The sequence below is a fragment of the Pseudomonas frederiksbergensis genome (genome assembly GCF_003732665.1).
Taxonomy (GTDB): Bacteria; Pseudomonadota; Gammaproteobacteria; order Pseudomonadales; family Pseudomonadaceae; genus Aquipseudomonas; species Aquipseudomonas frederiksbergensis_G.
The window spans coordinates 80890-104214 of the sequence record NZ_MOBP01000011.1 but is presented as its reverse complement, the minus strand read 5'-3'; the positions used below and the strand labels follow the sequence as shown (position 1 = coordinate 104214).

Sequence of the window (23325 nt, the reverse complement as noted above, 5' to 3'; positions counted from 1 at the left end):
ATGCAGTCCTTCGTCACGCTTTTTTATTGCACTTGCTCGGGAGTGGCGGCCTCGAGCGGGTAGACCCGGCGCCATTCGGCAGCCATGTCCACGATAGTCCAGCCACGGGATTTCGCTTCGTCCAGCGCTTTGTCCAGCTTGCCGATCGAGGACTGGCGGTCGTAGGCCCATTCGCGCTTGGCATCGGTGTGGTGCACCAGGCCCATGAAGCGCTTGCCGGGTCCGGCGGCGGTCCATTGCAGCATTTGCAGGTCGCCGTCGGAGTTGCCGAACGCGAGGATCGGGCGGCGGCCAATCACCGCGTCGATGGTTTCCGGTTTGCCCGGGCCGTCGTCGTTGTGGGCGAGTTTGGCGGTGCGCAGGATCGAGGGTTGGCCGTCCTTGAGCTGATAAGCCGTGACGAACGTGGTGCCGATCACTTGCTCCGGCGGGATGCCATAGACCTTCTCAGCGAAAGCACGCATGAACGCGGTGTCGCCGCCGGAGACGATGTAGGTCTTGAATTGCTGGCTGCGCAGGTAGTCGAGCATTTCCAGCATCGGCTGGAAGATCATCTCGGTGTAGGGCTTGCCGGTTTTCGGATGGCGGGCCTGGGTCAGCCAAGTCTTGGCGTAATCGTCGAAGGCTTCGGTGGTCATGCCGGTGTGGGTCGCGCCGAAGATTTTCAGGATGCCGTCCATACCCGCAGCGGCCAACGCCTTGTGATCGTTTTCCAGCACAGCCTGGAACGGCTGGGTGGTCTTCCATTCCGGGTGTTGCGGCGCCGTGCGTTTCACCTCGTCGAAGGCGAACAGCAATTCGAAATAGGCCGGTTGCTCGCTCCATAGGGTGCCGTCGTTGTCGAACACGGCAATGCGCTCGGCGGGTTTGACGAAGTCCTTGCTGCTTTGATCAGTGACGGCCTGGACGAATTCGATGATGCTTTTTTTCGCCGGGCCGTCGTTCCACGAAGGCAGCGGCTCGTTGGCCTGGGCCAGCAGCGGCAGGGCCAGGGTCAGCAGCAGGATCAGCCCGTAACGGTGGCGGATCGATAGCGGGTGCGTCATGGGAAATCCTTCTCGTGGACGGGGTTGAGTGGCCGTAACGCGGGAGGTGCCGGGGCCTTGTGACGCTGGGCCTGACTATGCAGCGTAGCCAAGGATTGCTTGAGCTGGCGCAGGGCCTGATCTTCGGTCGGTTGGCGGCCGTAACAGGCGCGCAACAGGGTTTGCAGGCGCGGGCCGAGGTGGGTCAGTTTCAGGCCTTGGCGGCTGCGTCGGAGCCACAGGTACAGGGCGCTCAGTTGCGCGGGTCTGGCGTCGAGTTGGGCCGGGATTTGCTGCCAGGCGTAGTCCGCCGATTGCAGCCATGCGGCGTGTTTTGCCTGGCGCCGAGCTTGCCAGCGCAGCCTTGATTGCTGGATGAACGGGCGTGCGAAGTAGCCGAGCAGGGCCAGGATCAGCAGCAGCGCGATAAGCCCCAGCCAATGCCCGGACAGGTGCACGGGGCTTTGCTGGCCGAGTTTTTTCAGGTCTTCTGTTATGGAGAACACTGGGCGATAAGCGCTGTTTACCGTCGCTGCAAACGTAATGGCCGGCACTTGGGAGGTGCGGGTTTGTTGACTGCTGGTATCCCACCATTTCACCTCGATGGCGGGCAAGGTGTGGCTGCCTTCGGTGTCGATCCGGTAAGTCACGGTGTCGATGCGCTGGCCACCGTTGAAGTTGCCGCGACCGTCGTCCAGGGTGCTGACTTGCGGGGCTTTCGGGTAACGGCTGAGGCCCGCGACCTCGGCCAACGGCGGCACCGGCAGCGACATCGCCAGGGCGCCGTCGGCTTGCAGGGTCAGTTGCCGGGTAAGGCTGTCGCCGACCTTCAACGGTGTTGCCGAGTTGAAGACTTGTTGGGTGAAACGCAAACCACTGGCCACCAGCACCGCCTCACCCTCCTTGAACCCCGGCGGTTGCGCGGCGGTGAAATGCAGCGGCTGGCTTTGGGCGCTCAACTCGGCGCTGGCCTGGGCGGGGGTGGCGCGCACGGTTAACGCCGGGATGTCGAAACCCTGGGCCAGGTTTGGGGTAATCAGGTAGCTGTAGCGCATGCCGCTGAAGGCCTTGCCGTCGAGCGTCTGGTTCAGGTGCTGGGCGTGGCCGTTGGGGGGCATGACCAGAGCGCCGTTGAGCCTGAGGTCGGGCAGGGTCGGGGCGTCGGTGAACCAGGTGTCGGTGAGGATGTCGAGTTGGAGTTCGATGAGGCTGCCGACCATGAGGGTGTTGGTGGGGGGCAGGTGGGTCTGGACGCGGAGTTCGGGTTCGGCGGCCAAGGTGTTGAGGCTGATCAGGCAGATGAGCAGGAGTTTTTTGGTGATTGGTCTGGCCTCTTCGCGAGCAAGCCCGCTCCCACAGGGGATTTGTGGTGTGCGCAGATCCAGTGTGGGAGCGGGCTTGCTCGCGAAGGCCACGACGCGGTCTGCCAGACTGTTCATCATGGCTTCCCCTGATCCTGCAAACTGAACTTCTGCTTCAAGAACTTCGCCGGCGATGTCGTCAGGTTCTGCAACCACAGCTCATCCGACGCTGCCTGCTCCGTCTGCACCGCTTTGCTCTGGCCCTTGCCCGGTGCCTTGTCCATTTTGATTTCGTCGGGCTTGACCTGCGGCGCGTTCTGCTCGGCGCTGTCGGTGTCTTTCTGCAAGGCAATCGCCAGCGCCAGATTGGCCGTGGCTTCGGGGAATTGCGCCTGCAATTTCAACGCCTGGGTGTACGCCGCAATTGCCTGATCGAACTTGAAACGCTTCACATAAATATTGCCCAGATAGAAATACGCTTGAGGCGTTTGCAGCCGCGCGAAACTCGCCAGCGCCTGGTCGTAATCAGCCGCGTGGTAGGCGGCGATGCCTTTCCAGTACGGGTCGACGAATAGCGCCGCTGCCTGGGGCAGATGCTCATGCTCGAAGGCCCAGCGACCTTGTTGGTCCTTGGTAAAAAACGCATCGGTCAGGGCACTGGCTTCAGCGGTGGTCGGTTGCAAACCAATACCCAGCGCCAGCAGTAACCCGGCCATCCAGTTCAGGCTCCAACCCTTGCGCACGCTGAAGAAAGCGATCAACAGCAACGGCCAACACAGCCAATAACCGGCGTCTTTCCAGTGCAACTCCCGCTGTTCGTCACTGGCACTCTGGAAATGCTGCTGGGCGTGCAACTCGATCCAATCGAGGTCGTCGTTATTCAGGGTCAGGCTGCCCAGCGGTGCGCCCAGCGCCGAGGCCAGTTGTTTGAGCGCGGCTTGATCGAAATTGCCCAGCGCCGGGCGCCCGTTGCTGTCGGTGCGCGGTTGGCCGCTGGCGTCGTGGATAATGCCGCCGTCTTCGCTGCCCACGGCGAGGATCAGCACTTGCAACGGGCTGTCATCCAGCAATTTGTCGAGGTCGTTGAGTTGGGCGGTGTCCGCGCCATCGGTGATCAGCAGCAACGTACCCGGAGTTTTTTCGGCGGCCAGCAGACGCTTGGCTTGCTCGATGACGGCGCCGACGTTTTTCCCCTGCTTGGCGATCAAGTCAGTGCTCAGGGCCTGAATAAAGGTGTTGAGCAACGCCGGGTCGTCCGTGGGCGGCAACACCAGGTGCGCGCTGCCGGCGTAGGCGATCAAACCACTGCGAGCCCCGGCGCGGCGCTGGATCAGGTCATGGAGCTTGTATTTCGCCGCTTCCAGGCGACTCGGCGAGACGTCGCTGGCGTCCATGGACGGCGACAGGTCGATGGCGATGATCAGTGGGGCACGGTTTTCCAGGAAGTCCGGACGATCCTGTTCCCAGGTCGGACCGGCAGCAGCGAGTGCACCGAGGATCAACAGCGCGCAAACCAGATGCACTGGGCGCAGACGCTGTTGATCTTGCGGCGTAATCAGCAAATGCGGCAGCAAGTGCTCGGCGATATTGCCACGCAAACGCCGCTGCAAGTCGTGGCTACGGCGCCACAGCAGCGGCAGCAACGCGCCGAACAGCGCCAGCAACAGCCACAGCGGACGCAGGAAATGGAAGTCGCTGAGATTGATCTCCATCTCAGACCTCCTGCCGCTGACGGGCAATCGACAGGCGTGGACGGAGCAGGGCGCCCAAGTGATAAAGCGCGAGCAAACCGATGGCTGCACCCAATGGCCACCCGAACAAATCGCGTTTGGGCTGATGGCTCAGGGTTTTCACCTGATGCGGCGTCAGTTTATCGAGGGTGGTGTAGACCTGATCCAGCGCCGTGCGGTCTTCGGCGCGGAAAAACTGACCGCCCGTGGCCTCGGCGATGTGTTGCAAGCCTTGCAGGTTGACCTTGGCCTCGCCTTCGGCGCTCGGGTCGCCGATGCCGATGCTGTGAATCACCACACCCTTGGTCGCCGCCATGGCTGCCGCGTGATCCGGGGTAATCGCGCTGCTGGTGTCGTTGCCGTCGGTGAGCAGGATCACCACTTTCTCCTGTTCGTGGGCCTGATCCAGCAGTTTCAGGCTCAGGCCAATGGCATCGCCGATGGCGGTATTCGGGCCGGCCATGCCAATCCCGGTGTCGTCCAGCAACAGCGACAGGCTGGGGTGATCGAGGGTCAACGGCGCTTGGGGGTAGGCGCCGCTGCCGAACACGATCAGGCCAAGTCGATCTTCTTTGCGCTTGTCGATAAAGCCATGGACCACCTCTTTGACGGCGGCCAGGCGATTGATCTTCTGGCCGTTGGCATCGGTGAAGTCGGTGGTTTCCATGGACTGGGAAATGTCGATGGCGAGCATCAGGTCGCGCACCGGTTGCTGGCGCTCGATGGGTTTTTCGACGAATACCGGGCGGGCCACAGCCACTGACAGCAGCGCCCAGACCAGCAGGTTCAGCAGCAATTGCCAGGGATTATGGCGACTGCCCGGGGCACTCGGCGCCTGGCCGACGGCGCGGCTCATCGCGGCGAAAAACGGTACGCGCACCGCGCTGCGGGCCTCGCGGTAGGCGGGAAGGTAGCGGTAACCCAACCACGGCAACGGCAGCAGCAATAACAGCCAGGGATAGTCAAGCTGCCACATGATGATGCTCCACCCAGCGTTTGCAGGTGGCGAACAGGTGTTGGCGGTGTTCGTCCGACAATGCCAGCAGAGTGGCGTCAGGGGCGTAGGCCAGTTGCGCGAGTTGTTGGCTGAAATCGGCGGGTAAAGGCTTCGGACTGTGCAACTGCAAAAAGGCCTGCCACTCCTCCCCAGACAGCGCACCAACCCCCTGTGGGAGCGGGCTTGCTCGCGAAGGCGCCGGGTCAGTCGACATCAATGTTGAATGTAATGGCCCCTTCGCGAGCAAGCCCGCTCCCACAGGGTTGGTATTCCAAGTGGGGGATGGTATCGACAGGGCCACTCGCTTGAGCAATTCCGGAAGTTCGCGCAACGCACTCAAATCATCACTACGCCGCTGCAACTCCGCCAACCGCACCAACCCCTCCCGCCGATACCGATCCCGCCGCCATTGCCAAACCTTGCGCGCACTCACCAGCACCACCGCAATCCCCAACAAACCGAGCAACACCCACCAACCCCAGGTCTGCGGGGCGTAACTGACAGGCGCGGGCAGTCCCAACTCCTTGAGTTGATCGATGCTCGGGATATTCGGATTCATCGCCGGCCGCCGCGCAGTTTGCCCAGTTCGGCCCGCAGTTGTTCGTGGGCTGGTGTGGCGGTGCTGAACATCATCAACGGCACCTGGCTGCGGCGCAGCAGAGTGGCGACATCCTTGAGCCGGCCACTCAGGAAATCCCCCAACGGCTCATGCACCCGCCGTTGTTCCACTGCCAGTTCCACCTGCAATTGGCCCTGGGTCACGAGCACACGGCCATTCTTCGGCAGGTTCAGCGCCAAGGGGTCATAGACCTGCATGGCGATCACGTCGTTGTGGGCCGCCAGTTGCCGCATCAACTTCAAGGTGCGTTCGCCGGCCCCGGCGAAGTCGCTGACGATGCAAATCAAATGATCGTGACCAGCCACCGCCAGGCAATGCTGCAACACCTTGTCGAGCTGGTCTTCATCCTCAAAGTCGGGGTTGGCGGCGTTGAGTTCCTGGTTCTGCCGGGTGATACGGCTGCACAGCGCTTCAACCCGTTTGCGACTGCGTAGCGGGGCGATGCTGTCGATGCGTTGGTCGTTGAACACCAGGCCACCGACCCGATCCCCCGCGTTGAACACCATCCACGCCGCCAACGTACCGAGCTCAGCGGCGATGGCGGATTTGAAGCTGCGTTGCGAGCCAAAGAACATCGACATGCGCTGGTCCACCAGAATCAACGCCGGGCGGTCGCGCTCTTCGGTGAAGGTGCGTACCACCGGTTTGCCGGTGCGCAGGGACGCTCGCCAGTCCAGATGCCGCAAATCGTCCCCCGGCTGATAGCGGCGCAGTTCATCGAAATTCAAGCCACGGCCACGCAACCGCGAGGCATGGTTGCCGGCGAGGATGCTGCCCTGGGGCTGACGGGCGAGAAAACTCAGGTCACGGGCCTTGAACTCCAGCGCCATCAACTGCGCGAGAGAGACATAGACCAGACCGTCCACGTTCATGCAGGAATCGCCACTTTATCGAGCAAACGGTCAAGCACTTGATCCGCCGTCACGCCGTCAGCCACCGCGTCGTAGCTCAATTGCAGGCGATGACGCAGCACCGGGTGCACCACCGCGCGCACGTTGTCCGGCGAGACGAAATCCTGCCCTTGCAGCCAAGCGTCGGCGCGGGCGCAACGGTCCAGGCCGATACCGCCGCGAGGGCTGGCGCCAATGGCGATCCAGCGCCCGAGGTCCGCGTCGTAATCCGCCGGGTGGCGGGTGGCATTGATCAGATCGATCAGGTAGGCGTCGATGGCCGGGGACACATGAATGCCGCTGACCTCACGGCGTGCCGCAAAGATCACCTCTTGCGACAGCGCAAAACCCGGCACCGCGGCGGTTTTGGCGCCCAGGGCAAACTCCTCTTCGCGCAGCAGTCGCAGCACTTGGCTTTCATTTTCAGCGCTGGGGTAATCCAGCAGCACTTTCATCAGGAACCGATCCATTTGCGCTTCCGGCAGCGGGTAAGTGCCTTCCTGCTCAATCGGGTTTTGCGTCGCCACCACGATGAATAATTCGGGCAGCACATGGCTGTTGCCGGCCACGGTGATTTGCCGTTCTTCCATGGCTTCGAGCAACGCCGCCTGGACCTTGGCCGGGGCGCGGTTGATTTCGTCGGCCAGGATCAAGTTGCCGAACAGTGGCCCGGGCTGGAAGCGGATTTCGTTCTGGCCTTCGACCTGGTGCAGCACCTCGGCGCCGGTGATGTCCGATGGCAGCAAGTCCGGCGTGAACTGGATGCGACTCATCTTCGCGTCCAGGTGCTTGGCCAGGGCCTTGACCGTGCGGGTCTTGGCCAGGCCGGGCAGGCTTTCCAGGAGCAAGTGGCCGTTGGCTAAAAGACCCAGGAGAATCTGGCGGATCACCTGATCCTGACCGAGTACCGCTTCTGCGATGCTGGCTTGCAGGGCGTTCAGATCAGTGAGTGCGGTCATAGGGGCAGTCCCTCGCTTAAAACATAAAGGTCGGAATGACCGAGATAAACGACAAACGGAAATTCCAGCGGCGCTCGGTTACCAGGCGTATTGCAGGCGCAAGGTCCAGGTGTTCACGTCCGGCGAGCCGGTGCGCTCCGAAACGGTGTCCGAGTAAGCGAGCATCCCGCCGAACTGCGGCGACAGCATGAAACCGACGCTGGCGCCAAACAGGCCGTTTTCCTGTTTGTTGTCCTGCCAGTCGCCATTGATTTTGGTTTCGCCGCCACGGTTATAGGTGGCGTCCAACGAGGCCCACAACGCTCGGTTGATGGTGTAGCTGTAGTGGGTTTCGATGGCGTACAGCGGCTTTTGCTCGAGCTTGCCGTCACCGTGGTAGTCGTTGTTGTCGCCGTACATCGACACGTAGGTGTTGAACTCAAGCCAGGTCGGGCCGATGGGCGTGCCAAAGGCGATTTCCGGTTTGAACGCCCAGCGGTTGGAACCGATGTTGATGATCCGGTCCTTGTCGTAATCCCCGGTGGGCGCGGTGATCCACACGGCGCCGGTGAGGAAGGTTTCCGGAGTCCAGTTGGCGAACTCTTCCTTGGTCAGCGCCGGGCCGCCGAACAGGTTGTGCACCAGCACGAACTGGGTGTCGGCCATGCCGCCGTTGTGCTTGGTGCCGTCGAAGAACTGCGCGTTATCGAACGACGCGGAGATGTCGGCGTAGGGTTGCAGGATCTGGATCGCGCTGTTGCGCCCGTCCACCGCGAACGAGCGGGCGTAACGGGCGATGTACAGGTCCGCGTTCAGGGACAGGCCATCGATCGGCAGCGCGGTGTCAATCGGGGTGTTGGTGTCGATGCGGTTGTAATAACCGAACACCATGTTTAGGTCGGTCGGCAGGTTCTGCCAGTCACGGGCGTTGTCGGCCTGCGCCAGCAACGGTGTCACGGCCAGCGTCAGTGCCGTCATCCTTGAATTTTTCAAACGCATTGTTCTGCTCCGGTATGACGGCTGATGAGTTACTGGCCGATGGGCGTCAGCAACGGGATCTGCCATTGGCCGCTGACCATTTCCGGTTTTGGCAGGTACACCCGCAGCACGGCATAGAACGGGCCGTGGGGCGCGGGCAGCCAGTTGCTTTTCTTGCCGTCTACCGGCTCCGAATGCTGCACGTACAGGGTCAATCCGCCGTCGGCGTCACGCTTGAGCTTGGGTAGCATCCGCGAGTTGATCAGGTAACGTTTCATGTGATTGGCCACCAGCAACTTGGTCTTGCCGTCATACATGGTCAGCGACCAGAAGGCGTCGGCTGGCGGCAGTTCGTCCTTGTTGAAGTGCAGGGTGTAGCTGTGGCGCGCACCGTTGACTGGTTTGCCCTGGTTATCGACGAAGTAACCGATGTAGTTCGCCTCTTCGGCGGAGTTGCCGAAGATCCCCATGTTGGCGCCGGCGTAGCGGTACAGGTAGTTGCCATTGAGGTGATCGCGAGTGCCGAAAAAGTCGCCGCTGGTGACCTGGTGGGTGTCGACCTTGTCCTTCTTGAACTGGGCGAATTCAGCCTTGGCATCGCTGATACCGTCTTCCAGCGCCTTGCGTTGTTCGGCGCTGAGGCTGGTGAGTTTGAATGGCTGTCCGCCGACGATGCCGATCTTGGCGAAGCGTGCCAGCAGGTCTTTTTCCACGTCCTGGGGCGGGGCGAAACCGAGCATGAAATTGAGGTAGCGAAACAGGTCCGGGGTGTCGCTCATGTCGGCCGTAGGCTTGGGCCAATCGACCTTCGGTGCAGCCGCGGGCGCCGGTTGCTTGAGGTACTGGCTCAGGGTCTGGACCTTGTAGGCGTTCTGGATCAGCTTGACCTTGGCCAGGTCGGCATTGTCGAACAACTGCGTGCGATACAACGCGTAGGCGATATTGCTTTCGCTGCGCACCAGGCGATCAATGTTCACCGGTTGCTGACCCTGCCAGTCCGGGCCGGCGACCATAAACGTGCCGCCCTTGTTGCCAGTGCTGCGGGTGCCCAGGTAGGCGAAGTTCTGGGTGTAGAGGTCGATCAGTTGCACCGAGTAATAACGGCTTTCCGCAATCGGCGGCAGGGTCAGCACCACCGGTTCGGCGCGCAGGTCCATCCAGACGAAGGAGTAGGGCGTATCGGAATTCGGCGTGACAAACGCGGTGTCCGCCGGGGTGAAGACCTTGGCGGTGTTGCCGATCTTGTTGAACGGCGCCTTGAAATTCGGCCCGGCCTTGTCCACCGCCTGGGTGTAGAGGGTCTTGTACATCTCCACCACCGGGAAGCCGTACAGATACGCCTCTTTGGCGATGCCCCGCGCTTCTTCCGGGGAGGCGCTGAAGTCGGCCCAGGCGCTGCAACTCAGCAGGAGCGAAAGACTGACGAGCAGTAGGCGTGGGGCTTTTTCAAAACGCATGGGGTGTCCTTTCAAAGTAATACCGGGTTAGCCACAACCCCTGTTGGAGCGGGCTTGCTCGCGAATGCGTCGGCACTGTCACTACAGGTGTCGTCTGATACACCGCCTTCGCGAGCAAGCCCGCTCCCACAGGTTGTTCAGTGATGACAGGCTGCGTGTCGATTTCCTGGGCCTGGGCGCCGACGCCGCAACTGACGAACGCCGCCATGATGCTGAAACCAGCGGCTCGAAGTGCAATGTGCATATCAATCTCCTTACTTGCCGAACGTGACGTTGATCCCGGCGAACAGCGTGAATTGCGGCAGGCCATCGCCTTTGCGTTCCACGGTCCATTGGGGCTCTACGAAGGTGTTGAAAATGTTGGTCCCGGATTTCCAGACCTTGCCGCCACCGAAACCGATGGGGATGTAATGGGTGTCGTTCTTAAGGTCGAAGGTCCAGGTGCCGGTGGAGCGCAAGTACCAACCTTTTTCCAGGTTGTGAATGATGAACGGCTGCATCGTCGCGGTTTCGACGTGGGCGCGGTCATGGTCACCGGCGAACGAACTCTGGTACTGCACCAGCGCACCCAACAGGCCACGGGGGGACGAGTCGATGGCGACAGCGGCCAGGCCGGCCTGCCATTTGCCGGTGCCCAACTCGTCCTGCTCGGCGGTGGGCGCGCTGATTTGCGGGCCGATGCCCAACTGCACGCCGTCGGTCTTGAGCAGGAAGATATCGAACAGGTTCAGATCACCGATGCCGGTGCTGTAGCCGTTGTGCGGGTCGGGGCGGGTGCTGATCGGCAGGGTCGCGCGTAGCAATTGCGGGACGCCGATGAAATCGTTGGGCGCCACCGGCAAGGTGCCGCGCAGCAACGCGTCATTGGTGTGGACGTTGGTATCAAAGAGTTTGGGCGTGTAGTAATCCTGCAGATTCGCGCCCGGCGCGAGGTTCAGCGGGTTGTTGCTTTTGTTGGCTTCCTCGGCGTTATCGGCGTGCGCACAAAAGGCAGACGTCAGGAGTGCCGCCAACAAAAAGGCGTGGTTTCCCTGAATTTTCGACATGATTCCCCGGTTCCCTGGTGGCTCAGTGGACGAACTCGGCCATATGTTTGGCCGTTACTACGTAGTCTTTTTCCTAATCAAGCCTGTAGGACACGTCTTTTGAAGCTAGCAGCTAACCGGGAGTTATCCAGCCGAAAGGGTTAACTCTTTCGCTTTATTCGCGAATTGGCGTTTTTTCTGTGTACTAAAAAGTTAATACGAATCAGCGGGTTGATGGCGGGGTGTGAAAGAGGTTGTGAGGTTTTAATCAGTTGAGCCGGGCGCAAATGCTGTGCCCGCTAAAGATTTAACTGTGGGAGCGGGCTTGCTCGCGAAGGCGTCGTGTCAGGCAATCTAACTATCGACTGACACGACGCCTTCGCGAGCAAGCCCGCTCCCACAATGGATCACCTGTTCAGGTAGATCATCTATCTAAATATTCAGTTCTTTTTCGCCTGCTCCCGCACTCGATCTTCCTGTTCCCGCAACTGCGGCGTGAACTCGGCACCGAAATCCTCTGCTGCGAATACCTGGCGAATCTCGATCTCAGCCTCGGTCCCCGGCATCGGGTTCGGGCAGCGCTTGACCCATTCGATGGCTTCTTCTTTTGACTTCACGTCCCACAACCAATACCCGGCGATCAATTCCTTGGTTTCGGCAAACGGCCCGTCGATCACCGTGCGTTTTTCGCCCGAGAACCGCACACGGGCGCCTTTGCTGCTGGGTTGCAGGCCGTCGCACGACAGGAGAATACCGGCCTTGGCCAGTTCCTCGTTGTAATTGCCCATCGCGGTCAGCAGTTCCTCGGTGGGCATGACACCGGCCTCGGAATCCGGGCTGGCTTTGACAATGATCATAAATTGCATGGCGTTATCTCCGCTGGAGGTGAGTGATTCACTGCTAGTCGAACAGGCATCGCCAATATCGACAACGCATCCAAAAATATCTTAGGCGTTTGTCCCGGAACATCGGATTGATTTCAGGTAGCTAAAACACCTTCCAGCGTTCCGGTTATATAGAATTTTTTTATTATTGAAAATAAATATTAAAACCTGTCAATTATGACAGTTGTTGAGTTTTATGAAGGCGCTTAATGTGAAAATTACCGGGTTGTAGTTGCTTCATTGATCCGGCGTTTGTGGGTGTTAAGTGTTTTTTTGAGTGTTTAGTTGTGAAGGTCATATGTTTAATAAACGATTAAAAATGTATTGATTAAGGAGATCTGCGATGAGCGAAAAAACTGTTGGCAAGTCCATAGAGGATTCGCCTAAACGCCCCAATGTATTGTTTGCCATTATCAATTCGGCAGCCTCGGATGCCAGTAGCGCTTGGAATCAAAAACCGAAGGATGAAAGTGTGAGCGGGTCAGTTCAAGATGTGTCGCTACAGTCAGGTGAAACGACGGTCCATGTAAGGACAGAGGGGGGGTCGATGCAGGGGTGGGTAAAATTTCCATGGACAGTGGTAGGGGATCAAATCAGGTTTGGAAATGTCCAGTACAAGATCGATAGAGGGGCAACCCCAGGAGGCAATCAAGCCAGAATTTGGGGGTACGTTATGGCTGGAAGTACTGGGGACTTTAGTAAAACAGGCGGAATTCAAGACAATCAATGGCATGATTTAGGGGGGAGTATGAGTATTTATCTAGGCTCTTTTATGATTCTGATAGTCGCAATAAGGTTTGATAGGAGTGGTCAGTGGGACTTGGAGGGTGAAGGTGCTGAACATGTTATCTTTTAATGTTCGACCGGCGTCGTGTGTTCACGCAGATGGGGCGTGAGATCGTTATCGAAATCCTCGGTATAAATAGTCCGAGAAACGTGTACAGATCACTTAATGGGTGAGGGTATCTAGAGGGGGATGTGTCGCCATTTGAGCGTGGTGGCAGGCTGCGCGTCTCCTGACCAATGGAATGCCTGCCAATCATGCCCACCCTGATCCTCAAGCGCACCCCGACGCAGGTCATCGACTTCTGTCTGGAAGGCATCAACTTCCCGAAAATCTTCCCCGAACGTGTCACGCCGCTGGGGGATATCAACATCAATAACCTGCGCATCGAGGCCGGGCGTCAGTTTCGTTTTCGGCACTGGATGTTCAACCTCATTCCGTCGAACTGGACGGTGATCATCCGGGAAGTCGACGACACGCATTTCATCGACGAAATTCTCAACGGGCCGATGGCTGCCTTTCGTCATGAACACCGGGTAGCGGCGGGAGAGGGCGGTACGCTATATACCGACCGGGCGACCTACGCGGCTGTTGCTGGCCTGAACACAAACCTGTAGGAGCGAGGCTTGCCCGCGAAGAACGATGATGCGGTCTGCCTGATACACCGCAGTGTGGCCTTCGCGGGCAAGCCTCGCTCCTACAGGGTTTTTGTGTCGCTTGTAAGAGTTGTATCCAATTTGTGCGCTGGCACATCACAATTTGTATCCGGGCATAGGTCGGCAGACCATTTCGTGGTTAACTTCGGCCTCTTCAGATTTCCAACAACACCATCAGAAGGACTCCGTTCATGGCTCAAGTCACTCTTAAAGGCAACCCGGTTCAAGTCAACGGCCAACTGCCACAAGCCGGTTCCAAGGCGCCAGCCTTTTCCCTGGTTGCCGGCAATCTGTCGGACGTGACCCTGGCGAGCTTCGCCGGCAAACGCAAAGTGCTGAACATCTTCCCAAGCGTCGACACCCCGACTTGCGCCACTTCGGTACGCAAGTTCAACGCTCAGGCCAATGACGTCGCCAACACTGTCGTGCTGTGCATCTCCGCTGACCTGCCGTTCGCCCAGGCCCGTTTCTGCGGCGCCGAAGGCCTGGAAAACGTGCAGAACCTGTCGACCCTGCGTGGCGCCGAGTTCATCGAAAACTACGGCGTGGCCATTGCTGACGGCCCGCTCAAAGGCCTGACCGCTCGCGCTGTCGTAGTGCTGGATGAAAACGACAACGTGCTGCACAGCGAATTGGTAAAAGAAATCGCTGAAGAGCCTAACTACGAAGCGGCACTCGCTGTTCTGAAGTAAGCGCTTTTACAATTGTTAACGGCCTGGCACTCGCTAGGCCGTTTTCATTTGTGCTTCAGTGTTTTAGACAAACATCCTGTTACGTAAGCCGAAGGTAAATTGCCGGTAAAGCCGCTTTGCTTAATGCGCGCCAGTGCTTATCGTTCAGCCTCCTGTAAAAGAAGCCCCCGCGCCCATGGTTGATCATTCAATGCAATCCTCCTCCCGTAGTCCCCGTCGCTGGCTGTTCGGCCTGCTTGTCCTGTTGGTCGTCGCTGCTGTGTGCTGGAAATTCTGGCCGGCCGGTACTGACCATAAAACGGGCGAAAAGCCGAAAGCCGTCGCCGGGCATACGGGCAAGGCCGGGGGCATGCGTCCGGGCTTTGGCGGCGCGACCGGGCCGATCCCGGTGCGGGTGGCTCCGGCGGTCAAGGGTGATTTCCCACTGTATTACAAGGCGCTGGGCACGGTGACGGCGCTGAACACCATCAATGTGCGCAGCCGCGTGGCCGGCGAGTTGATGAAGATTGCCTTCGAGGAAGGGCAGATGGTCAAGGCCGGGGACTTGCTGGCCGAGATCGACCCGCGTCCTTACCAGAACGCCTTGCTCCAGGCTGAAGGCACCTTGCTGCAAAACCAGGCGCAATTGAAAAACGCCCAGGTCGATGTCGAGCGTTATCGCGGCCTGTTTAAAGAAGACAGCATCGCCAAGCAGACCCTCGACACCGCCGAAGCGCTGGTCGGCCAATACCTGGGCACGGTCAAGACCAACCAGGCGGCGGTCAACGACGCCAAGCTCAATCTCGAATTCACCAAGATCCGCGCACCGATTACTGGGCGTGTCGGCTTGCGTCAGCTCGATGTCGGCAACCTCGTCGCCGCCAACGACACCACCGCCCTGGCGATCATCACCCAGACCCAACCGATCAGCGTGGTGTTCACCCTGCCGGAAAACAACCTCGACACCGTGCTCGCCCGCTACCACACCGGCGCCAAGTTGCCGGTGGAAGCCTGGGACCGTGGCGACATGAAGATGCAGGCCAGCGGCGTGTTGCAGAGCCTGGACAACCAGATCGACGTCACCACCGGCACCCTGAAATTCAAGGCCCGCTACGATAACCGCGATCAGGCGTTGTTCCCCAACCAGTTCGTCAACGTGCACCTGCTGGCCGACACTCTCAAAGACGTGGTGCTCGCGCCTTCGGCTGCGATCCAGTTCGGCACCAACGGCACCTTCGTCTACGCCATGGACGGGGACAAGAAGGTCAAGATTCGCCCGCTTAAAGTCGGCGCCAGTGACGGTGACAACACCGTCATTACCGAAGGCCTGGCCGTGGGTGATCGCGTAGTCCTGGAAGGCACCGACCGCCTCAAGGAAGGCAGCGAAGTGGAAGTGGTCAACGACAGCCAGGACGTACCGACCACCCCGACCGAGCACCTGCAGGGCAAATCGGCGACGAAAACCTCGGAAACCACCGCCAATGACAAGGTGAAGAAGGGCGCATGAACATCTCGCGGCTGTTCATCCTTCGCCCGGTCGCCACGACCCTGAGCATGCTGGCCATTATCCTGGCCGGCATCATCGCTTATCGCTTGCTGCCGGTGTCGGCGCTGCCCCAGGTCGATTACCCGACCATCCGCGTCATGACCCTCTATCCCGGCGCCAGCCCGGATGTGATGACCAGTGCGGTCACCGCGCCCCTTGAGCGCCAGTTCGGGCAAATGCCGGGCCTGACGCAAATGGCGTCCACCAGTTCCGGCGGTGCCTCGGTGCTGACCTTGCGTTTCAGCCTCGACATCAACATGGACGTCGCCGAGCAGCAGGTGCAAGCGGCGATCAACGCCGCGACCAATCTGCTGCCCAAAGACCTGCCGGCACCGCCGGTGTACAACAAGGTCAACCCGGCGGACACCCCGGTGCTGACCCTGGCCATTACTTCCAAAACCATGCTGCTGCCCAAACTCAATGATTTGGTCGATACGCGCATGGCGCAGAAAATCGCCCAGATCAGTGGCGTCGGCATGGTCAGCATTGCCGGCGGCCAGCGTCAGGCCGTGCGGATCAAGGTCAATCCGGAAGCCCTGGCGGCCAATGGTTTGAACCTGTCGGACGTGCGCACCCTGGTCGGCGCGTCCAACGTCAACCAGCCCAAGGGCAACTTCGACGGCCCGACCCGGGTGTCGATGCTCGATGCCAACGACCAACTGACCTCGCCCAAGGACTACGCCAACCTGATCCTCGCCTACGCCAACGGCGCGCCGTTGCGGCTCAAGGACGTGGCGGAAATCGTCGACGGTGCCGAGAACGAACGACTGGCGGCGTGGGCCAATGAAAACCAGGCGGTGTTGCTGAATATCCAGCGCCAACCCGGGGCCAACGTTATCGAAGTGGTGGACCGGATCAAGGCGCTGCTGCCGAGCATCACCGACAACCTGCCGGCCGGCCTCGACGTCACCGTGCTGACCGACCGCACCCAGACCATCCGCGCCTCCGTCACCGACGTACAACATGAGCTACTGATCGCCATCGCCCTGGTGGTGATGGTGACGTTCCTGTTCCTGCGCCGGGCCAGCGCGACCATCATTCCGTCGGTCGCGGTGCCGCTGTCGCTGATCGGCACCTTCGGCGTGATGTACCTCGCGGGGTTCTCGGTCAACAACCTGACCTTGATGGCCCTGACCATCGCCACCGGTTTCGTGGTGGACGATGCCATCGTCATGCTGGAGAACATTTCCCGGTTTATCGAAGAGGGCGACACGCCGCTGAACGCCGCGCTCAAGGGCGCCAAACAAATCGGCTTCACCCTGATTTCCCTGACCCTGTCGCTGATTGCGGTACTGATCCCACTGCTGTTCATGGCCGACGTGGTCGGGCGCCTGTTCCGCGAGTTCGCCATCACGTTGGCGGTGGCGATCCTGATTTCCCTCGTGGTGTCCCTGACCCTGACGCCGATGATGTGCGCGCGGCTGCTCAAGCGTGAACCGAAGGAAGAAGAGCAGGGCCGTTTCTACCGGGCCAGCGGTGCGACCATCGACTGGATGATCGCTGCCTACGGGCGCAAATTGCAGTGGGTGCTCAAGCACCAGCCGCTGACCTTGCTGGTGGCCATCGCCACTTTGGGCTTGACCGTGTTCCTCTACATGGTGGTGCCCAAGGGCTTCTTCCCGGTGCAGGACACTGGGGTGATCCAGGGCATTTCCGAGGCGCCGCAGTCGATTTCCTTTGCGGCGATGAGCGAGCGTCAGCAGGAACTGGCCAAAGTGATCCTGGCTGATCCGGCGGTAGAGAGCCTGTCGTCCTACATCGGCGTGGACGGTGACAACTCGACGCTGAACAGCGGCCGCATGTTGATCAACCTCAAGCCCCACAGTGCCCGGGACCTCAGCGCGACCAAGATCATTGCGCGTCTGCAACCGGAAGTGGACAAACTGGTGGGCATCCGTCTGTTTATGCAGCCGGTGCAGGACCTGACCATCGAGGATCGGGTCAGCCGCACCCAGTACCAATTCAGCATGTCGTCGCCGGATTCGGAGCTGCTGAGCCTGTGGAGCGGGCGTCTGGTCGAGGCTCTGGTTCAACGCCCGGAACTGACCGACGTTGCCAGCGATTTGCAGGACAAGGGTTTGCAGGTGTACCTGGTGATCGACCGCGATGCGGCGTCCCGGGTCGGGGTGTCGGTGTCGAACATTACCGATGCGCTGTACGACGCCTTCGGCCAGCGGCAGATTTCCACCATCTACACCCAGGCCAGCCAATACAGGGTGGTGCTGCAATCCCAGTCCGGCGAGAAGATCGGCCCGGACGCGCTGAACCAGATTCACGTCAAGACCACCGATGGCGGTCAGGTGCGCCTGTCCAGCCTGGCCCATATCGAACAGCGGCAGACGCAGTTGGCGATCACCCACATCGGCCAGTTCCCGGCCGTGATGATGTCGTTCAACCTCGCGCCCGGCGTGGCGTTGGGGCATGCGGTGGAGGTCATCGACCAAGTGCAGAAAGACATCGGCATGCCGATTGGCGTGCAGACCCAGTTCCAGGGCGCGGCCGAAGCATTCCAGGCCTCGCTGTCCAGCACCTTGCTGCTGATCCTGGCGGCGGTGGTCACCATGTACATCGTGCTCGGCGTGCTCTACGAGAGTTACATTCACCCGATCACCATCCTCTCGACCCTGCCCTCGGCGGCGGTCGGCGCCTTGCTCGCGCTGCTGCTGACCGGCAACGACCTGGGGATGATCGCGATCATCGGCATCATTTTGCTGATCGGCATCGTGAAAAAGAACGCGATCATGATGATCGACTTCGCCCTCGACGCCGAGCGCAACCAGGGCATGGCGCCGGAGCAGGCGATCTATCAAGCGGCGCTGCTGCGGTTCCGGCCGATTTTGATGACGACACTGGCCGCATTGTTCGGCGCGGTGCCGCTGATGTTGGCCACCGGGTCGGGCGCGGAGTTGCGTCAGCCTCTGGGTCTGGTGATGGTTGGCGGTTTGCTGGTGAGTCAGGTGTTGACCTTGTTCACCACGCCTGTGATCTACCTGTACTTCGACCGGTTGGGACGCCGCTTTGGCAAGACTGACTCGAAAGAGGTCGCGGTATGACGGCTTGGATTGGCACATCTGTACCTGCAAGGCGCGCCCCTTGTGGGAGCGAGCTTGCTCGCGATAGCGGTGTGTCGGTGAGCATCGATGTTGCCTGTGCCGGCCCCATCGCGAGCAAGCTCGCTCCCACAGGGATCGATGTCCGGAGCTGTCGTCCATGAACCTGTCCGGACCTTTCATCAAGCGCCCGGTCGCTACCATGTTGCTGAGCCTGGCAATCATGCTGCTGGGCGGCGTGAGCTTCGGCCTGCTGCCGGTGTCGCCGCTGCCGCAGATGGACTTCCCGGTGATCGTGGTCCAGGCCAGTCTGCCCGGTGCCAGCCCGGAGGTAATGGCTTCGACTGTGGCCACGCCGCTTGAGCGTTCCTTCGGCGCCATCGCCGGGGTCAACACCATGAGCAGCCGCTCCAGCCAGGGTTCGACCCGGGTGATTTTGCAGTTCGACCTCGACCGCGACATCAACGGCGCGGCGCGGGAAGTGCAAGCGGCGATCAATGCCTCGCGCAATCTGCTGCCCAGCGGGATGCGCAGCATGCCGACCTATAAAAAGGTCAACCCGTCGCAAGCGCCGATCATGGTGTTGTCCCTGACCTCGGACGTACTGGAGAAAGGCCAGCTCTACGACTTGGCCTCGACGATTTTGTCCCAGAGCCTGTCCCAGGTGCAGGGCGTCGGTGAAGTGCAGATCGGCGGCAGTTCCCTGCCGGCAGTGCGCATCGAACTCGAACCCCAGGCGCTGAACCAATACGGCGTGGCCCTGGACGACGTGCGCAATACCATCGCCAACGCCAACGTGCGCCGGCCCAAAGGTTCGGTCGAGGACGGCCAGCGGCTGTGGCAGGTGCAGGCCAACGATCAACTGGAAAAGGCCAAGGACTACGAGTCGCTGATCATTCACTACAACAACGGCGCGGCCCTGCGCCTGAAGGACGTAGCGACGGTCAGCGATGGCGTCGAGGACCGCTACAACAGCGGTTTCTTCAACGACGACGCGGCGGTGCTGCTGGTGATCAACCGTCAGGCCGGCGCCAACATCATCGAGACCGTCAACGAAATCAAGGCGCAGTTGCCGGCGTTGCAAGCGGTGTTGCCGGCCAGCGTCAAGCTGAACCTGGCCATGGACCGCTCACCGGTGATCAAGGCCACGCTGCATGAAGCGGAAATGACCCTGCTGATTGCCGTGGCCCTGGTGATCCTGGTGGTGTTCCTGTTCCTCGGTAACTTCCGCGCCTCCTTGATTCCGACGCTCGCGGTGCCGGTATCGCTGGTCGGCACCTTCGCGGTGATGTACCTCTACGGGTTTTCCCTGAACAACCTGTCGCTGATGGCGTTGATCCTGGCCACCGGGCTGGTGGTGGACGACGCCATCGTGGTGCTGGAGAACATTTCCCGGCACATCGACGAAGGCGTGCCGCCGATGAAAGCGGCGTACCTCGGCGCCCAGGAAGTTGGTTTCACGCTGCTGTCGATGAACGTGTCGCTGGTGGCGGTGTTTCTCTCGATCCTGTTTATGGGCGGGATCATCGAGAGCCTGTTCCGCGAATTTTCCATCACATTGGCGGCGTCTATCGTTGTCTCGCTGATTGTGTCCCTGACTCTGACGCCGATGCTCTGCGCCCGGTGGCTCAAGCCGCACACCCCGGGCCAGGAAAACCGCCTGCAGCGCTGGAGCCAGCGGGCCAACGAATGGATGGTCGGCAAATACGCCACCAGCCTCGACTGGGTGCTGCGTCACCGGCGCCTGACCTTGCTCAGCCTGTTGCTGACCATCGGCGTCAACGTCGCGTTGTACGTGGTGGTGCCGAAAACCTTTATGCCGCAGCAGGACACCGGGCAGTTGATCGGTTTCGTGCGTGGCGATGACGGCCTGTCGTTCAGCGTGATGCAGCCGAAGATGGAAATCTTCCGCCGCGCCGTGCTCAAGGACGAGGCGGTGCAAAGCGTGGCCGGCTTCATTGGCGGCACCAACGGCACCAACAACGCGTTCATGCTGGTGCGCTTGAAACCGATCAAGGAGCGCAATATCTCGGCGCAAAAAGTCATCGAACGCTTGCGCAAGGAAATGCCCAAGGTCGCCGGCGCGCAGTTGATGCTGATGGCCGACCAGGACCTGCAATTCGGCGGCGGCCGGGAACAGACCACCTCGCAGTATTCCTACATCCTGCAAAGCGCCGACCTGGGGACATTGCGTGAGTGGTATCCGAAAGTCGTCACCGCGCTGCGGGCCTTGCCCGAGCTGACGGCGATTGATGCCCGCGAAGGACGCGGCGCGCAACAGGTGACGCTGATTGTCGACCGCGACCAGGCCAAACGCCTGGGGGTGGACATGGACATGGTCACCGCCGTGTTGAACAACGCTTACAGCCAGCGGCAGATTTCGACGATCTACGACAGCCTCAACCAATACCAGGTGGTGATGGAGGTCAATCCGAAATATGCCCAGGACCCGATTACCCTCAAGCAAGTCCAGGTGATCACGGCCGATGGTGCGCGGATTCCGTTGTCCACCATCGCTCACTATGAAAACAGTCTGGAAGATGACCGGGTCAGCCACGAAGGCCAGTTCGCCTCCGACAGCATTTCCTTCGACATGGCCGAAGGGGTGACGGTGGAGCAGGGCACGGCCGCCATCGAGCGGGCGATTGCCCGGCTCGGCATGCCGGAAGACGTGATCGTAAAAATGGCCGGCACCGCCGATGCCTTTGCCGCGACCCAGAAGAGCCAGCCGTTCATGATCCTCGGCGCACTGGTGGCGGTGTACCTGGTGTTGGGCGTGCTGTATGAAAGCTACATTCACCCGCTGACCATTCTCTCGACCTTGCCTTCGGCCGGGGTTGGCGCGTTGCTGTCGATCTATGCCCTGGGCGGGGAGTTCAGCCTGATCTCGTTGCTGGGGCTGTTCCTGCTGATCGGGGTGGTGAAGAAAAACGCCATCCTGATGATCGACCTCGCGTTGCAACTGGAACGGCATCAAGGCATGACGCCGCTGGATTCGATTCGCAGCGCCTGTTTGCAACGTCTGCGACCGATTCTGATGACGACCCTGGCGGCGATCCTCGGCGCATTGCCGCTGTTGCTCAGCCGTGCCGAAGGCGCGGAAATGCGCCAGCCGTTGGGCCTGACCATTATCGGCGGGCTGATCTTCAGCCAGGTGCTGACCCTTTACACCACCCCGGTGGTTTACCTCTATCTCGACAAACTGCGCCATCGTTTCAATAAATGGCGTGGGGTACGTACCGATGCAGCTCTGGAAACTCCGCTATGACTGACCGTTCGCTTATCACTCTGGCTGCACCGATCGCCATGGCCCGGGGCTCGCGTTTGTTGAGCCTGGCGCTGTGCGTGGCCATGCTCAGCGCTTGCGCCGTCGGCCCGGATTATCAGCGCCCGCACACCGCCGAGCCGGCGCAGTACAAGGAAGCCGAGGGCTGGCGTCAGGCCAGTCCGAGCGATTCCCTGGCCCGTGGCGCCTGGTGGGAGTTGTACGGCGACCAACAGCTCAACAGCCTGATCGAGCAGATGAACAATGCCAACCAGACCGTCGCCCAGGCTGAAGCCCGGTATCGCCAGTCCCAGGCGTTGGTGAGCAGCGCCCGTGCGGCGTTTTATCCAACGGTCGACTTGAGCGCGGGCAAGACCCGCTCCAGCCAGGGCGCGGGCAGCAGCAGTTCCAGCCTGAGCAGCTCCGCCAGCGGGATTCGCAATACCTACAGCACCGAGTTGGGTGTCAGTTGGGAAGCGGATATCTGGGGCAAGCTGCGTCGCGGCCTGGAAGCCGATACCGCCAGCGCCCAGGCAAGTTTCGCTGACCTGGCGGCGATGCGTCTGAGCCAACAGTCGGAACTGGTGCAGAACTACTTGCAGTTGCGGGTGATCGATCAGCAGAAGCGTTTGCTCGAATCGACCGTCGCGGCGTACGAGCGCTCCCTGCAAATGACCCAGAACCAGTACCGCGCCGGTGTGTCCGGGCGTGATGCGGTGGCCCAGGCACAGACCCAGCTGAAAAGCACCCAGGCCGATCTGGTGGACTTGATCTGGCAGCGGGCGCAGTTTGAAAACGCCATCGCGGTGCTGATCGGCCTGGCGCCGGCGGAGTTCAAACTGGCGCAAACCCAGGACATTCCCAAACTGCCACAGATTCCCCTGAGCCTGCCGTCGCAATTGCTTGAACGCCGCCCGGACATCGCCTCCGCCGAGCGCTCGGTAATTGCCGCCAACGCCAACATCGGCGTGGCGAAAGCCGCGTACTACCCGGATTTGAGTTTGAGCTTGAGCGGCGGCTACAGCAGCAGTACGTCCAGCAACCTGATCAGCTTGCCGAACCGTTTCTGGTCGGTGGGGCCGAAGCTGGACTTGCCGCTGTTCGATGGCGGCGCTCGCTCGGCGGAAGTGGATCGCAATGAGGCGGTCTACGACGAAACCGTGGCCAAGTACCGCCAGACCGTGCTCGATGGCTTCCGCGAGGTGGAAAACTATCTGGTGCAGCTCAAGGTGTATGAAAACGAAGCGGCGGTGCGCCAGGAAGCGCTGGACGCCGCCCGGGATTCCTTGCGCCTGACCGAAAACCAGTACAAGGCCGGGCTGATCGCCTACCTGGACGTGGTGGTGGTGCAAGCCACGGCGCTGAACAATGAACAAAGTGTGTTGAACGTGCTGCAGAGCCGGTTGATTGCCAGTGTGCAGTTGATCGCCGCGCTGGGCGGTGGGTGGGATGGGCAGTTGCAGGTGAGTGACAAGGAATAACCTGCATGCTGATCGTTCACCGATCGTT

19 protein-coding genes are annotated in these 23325 nt (G+C 60.6%); 7 read left to right on the top strand and 12 right to left on the bottom strand.

Annotated features, from left to right (window positions below; all coding sequences use genetic code 11):
• Positions 1 to 23: 23 nt before the first annotated feature.
• The 12 genes from BK665_RS17360 to BK665_RS17305 all read right to left on the bottom strand — a co-directional run bounded on the left by BK665_RS17360 (position 24) and on the right by BK665_RS17305 (position 11826).
• Positions 24 to 1046, bottom strand: coding sequence for an HAD family hydrolase (locus tag BK665_RS17360; protein WP_123407570.1), 1023 nt, complete (start codon positions 1044 to 1046; stop codon positions 24 to 26).
• Complete coding sequence (locus tag BK665_RS17355; RefSeq protein ID WP_123407695.1) at positions 1043 to 2464, bottom strand: BatD family protein; 1422 nt, start codon at positions 2462 to 2464, stop codon at positions 1043 to 1045. Before BK665_RS17355 ends, BK665_RS17360 begins: the two co-directional genes overlap by 4 nt.
• Positions 2464 to 4038, bottom strand: a complete 1575-nt coding sequence (locus BK665_RS17350; protein WP_123407568.1) for a VWA domain-containing protein — start codon at positions 4036 to 4038, stop codon at positions 2464 to 2466. Before BK665_RS17350 ends, BK665_RS17355 begins: the two co-directional genes overlap by 1 nt.
• A gap of 1 nt (position 4039) precedes the next feature.
• Positions 4040 to 5032, bottom strand: coding sequence for a vWA domain-containing protein (locus BK665_RS17345; RefSeq protein ID WP_123407566.1), 993 nt, complete (start codon positions 5030 to 5032; stop codon positions 4040 to 4042).
• Entirely contained in the window at positions 5019 to 5612 is a 594-nt protein-coding gene (locus BK665_RS17340; RefSeq protein ID WP_123407564.1) for a DUF4381 domain-containing protein, read from the bottom strand. Before BK665_RS17340 ends, BK665_RS17345 begins: the two co-directional genes overlap by 14 nt.
• Positions 5609 to 6544, bottom strand: a complete 936-nt coding sequence (locus BK665_RS17335) for a DUF58 domain-containing protein (RefSeq protein ID WP_123407562.1) — start codon at positions 6542 to 6544, stop codon at positions 5609 to 5611. The genes BK665_RS17340 and BK665_RS17335 overlap by 4 nt, the downstream gene beginning before the upstream one ends.
• On the bottom strand, positions 6541 to 7521 hold the full coding sequence (locus BK665_RS17330) for an AAA family ATPase (protein ID WP_123407560.1): 981 nt from the start codon (positions 7519 to 7521) through the stop codon (positions 6541 to 6543). The genes BK665_RS17335 and BK665_RS17330 overlap by 4 nt, the downstream gene beginning before the upstream one ends.
• A 78-nt stretch (positions 7522 to 7599) precedes the next feature.
• Positions 7600 to 8499, bottom strand: a complete 900-nt coding sequence (locus BK665_RS17325; RefSeq protein WP_123407558.1) for a transporter — start codon at positions 8497 to 8499, stop codon at positions 7600 to 7602.
• Positions 8500 to 8528: 29 nt separating this feature from the next.
• Positions 8529 to 9935, bottom strand: coding sequence for a DUF1254 domain-containing protein (locus tag BK665_RS17320; protein ID WP_123407556.1), 1407 nt, complete (start codon positions 9933 to 9935; stop codon positions 8529 to 8531).
• Entirely contained in the window at positions 9925 to 10179 is a 255-nt protein-coding gene (locus BK665_RS17315; protein ID WP_123407554.1) for a hypothetical protein, read from the bottom strand. Before BK665_RS17315 ends, BK665_RS17320 begins: the two co-directional genes overlap by 11 nt.
• Before the next feature lie 10 nt (positions 10180 to 10189).
• A complete protein-coding gene (locus tag BK665_RS17310; RefSeq protein WP_123407552.1) occupies positions 10190 to 10981 on the bottom strand; it encodes a hypothetical protein in 792 nt (263 codons plus the stop codon).
• Between the two features lie 419 nt (positions 10982 to 11400).
• Positions 11401 to 11826, bottom strand: a complete 426-nt coding sequence (locus BK665_RS17305; protein WP_123407550.1) for a YciI family protein — start codon at positions 11824 to 11826, stop codon at positions 11401 to 11403.
• A 361-nt stretch (positions 11827 to 12187) separates the two neighbouring features.
• Here BK665_RS17305 and BK665_RS17300 point away from each other — a divergent pair, with 361 nt between their 5' ends.
• From BK665_RS17300 to BK665_RS17260, 7 genes are all read left to right on the top strand, one after another.
• A complete protein-coding gene (locus BK665_RS17300) occupies positions 12188 to 12700 on the top strand; it encodes a hypothetical protein (protein WP_123407548.1) in 513 nt (170 codons plus the stop codon).
• A 185-nt stretch (positions 12701 to 12885) separates the two neighbouring features.
• Positions 12886 to 13245, top strand: a complete 360-nt coding sequence (locus BK665_RS17295) for an SRPBCC family protein (protein ID WP_375538939.1) — start codon at positions 12886 to 12888, stop codon at positions 13243 to 13245.
• 230 nt (positions 13246 to 13475) lie between these two features.
• Positions 13476 to 13976 carry a thiol peroxidase gene (tpx, locus tag BK665_RS17285; RefSeq protein WP_008030203.1) on the top strand — a complete coding sequence of 167 codons (501 nt, stop codon included), beginning with the start codon at positions 13476 to 13478 and terminating at the stop codon, positions 13974 to 13976.
• Between the two features lie 175 nt (positions 13977 to 14151).
• The gene (locus BK665_RS17280) at positions 14152 to 15462 is read left to right on the top strand and encodes an MdtA/MuxA family multidrug efflux RND transporter periplasmic adaptor subunit (protein ID WP_123407544.1); all 1311 of its coding nucleotides are present in this window, start codon (positions 14152 to 14154) and stop codon (positions 15460 to 15462) included.
• The gene (locus BK665_RS17275) at positions 15459 to 18554 is read left to right on the top strand and encodes an MdtB/MuxB family multidrug efflux RND transporter permease subunit (RefSeq protein WP_123407542.1); all 3096 of its coding nucleotides are present in this window, start codon (positions 15459 to 15461) and stop codon (positions 18552 to 18554) included. Before BK665_RS17280 ends, BK665_RS17275 begins: the two co-directional genes overlap by 4 nt.
• A gap of 157 nt (positions 18555 to 18711) precedes the next feature.
• The gene (locus tag BK665_RS17265) at positions 18712 to 21819 is read left to right on the top strand and encodes an efflux RND transporter permease subunit (RefSeq protein ID WP_123407540.1); all 3108 of its coding nucleotides are present in this window, start codon (positions 18712 to 18714) and stop codon (positions 21817 to 21819) included.
• Positions 21816 to 23297, top strand: coding sequence for an efflux transporter outer membrane subunit (locus BK665_RS17260; RefSeq protein ID WP_123407538.1), 1482 nt, complete (start codon positions 21816 to 21818; stop codon positions 23295 to 23297). Before BK665_RS17265 ends, BK665_RS17260 begins: the two co-directional genes overlap by 4 nt.
• Positions 23298 to 23325 lie beyond the last annotated feature (28 nt).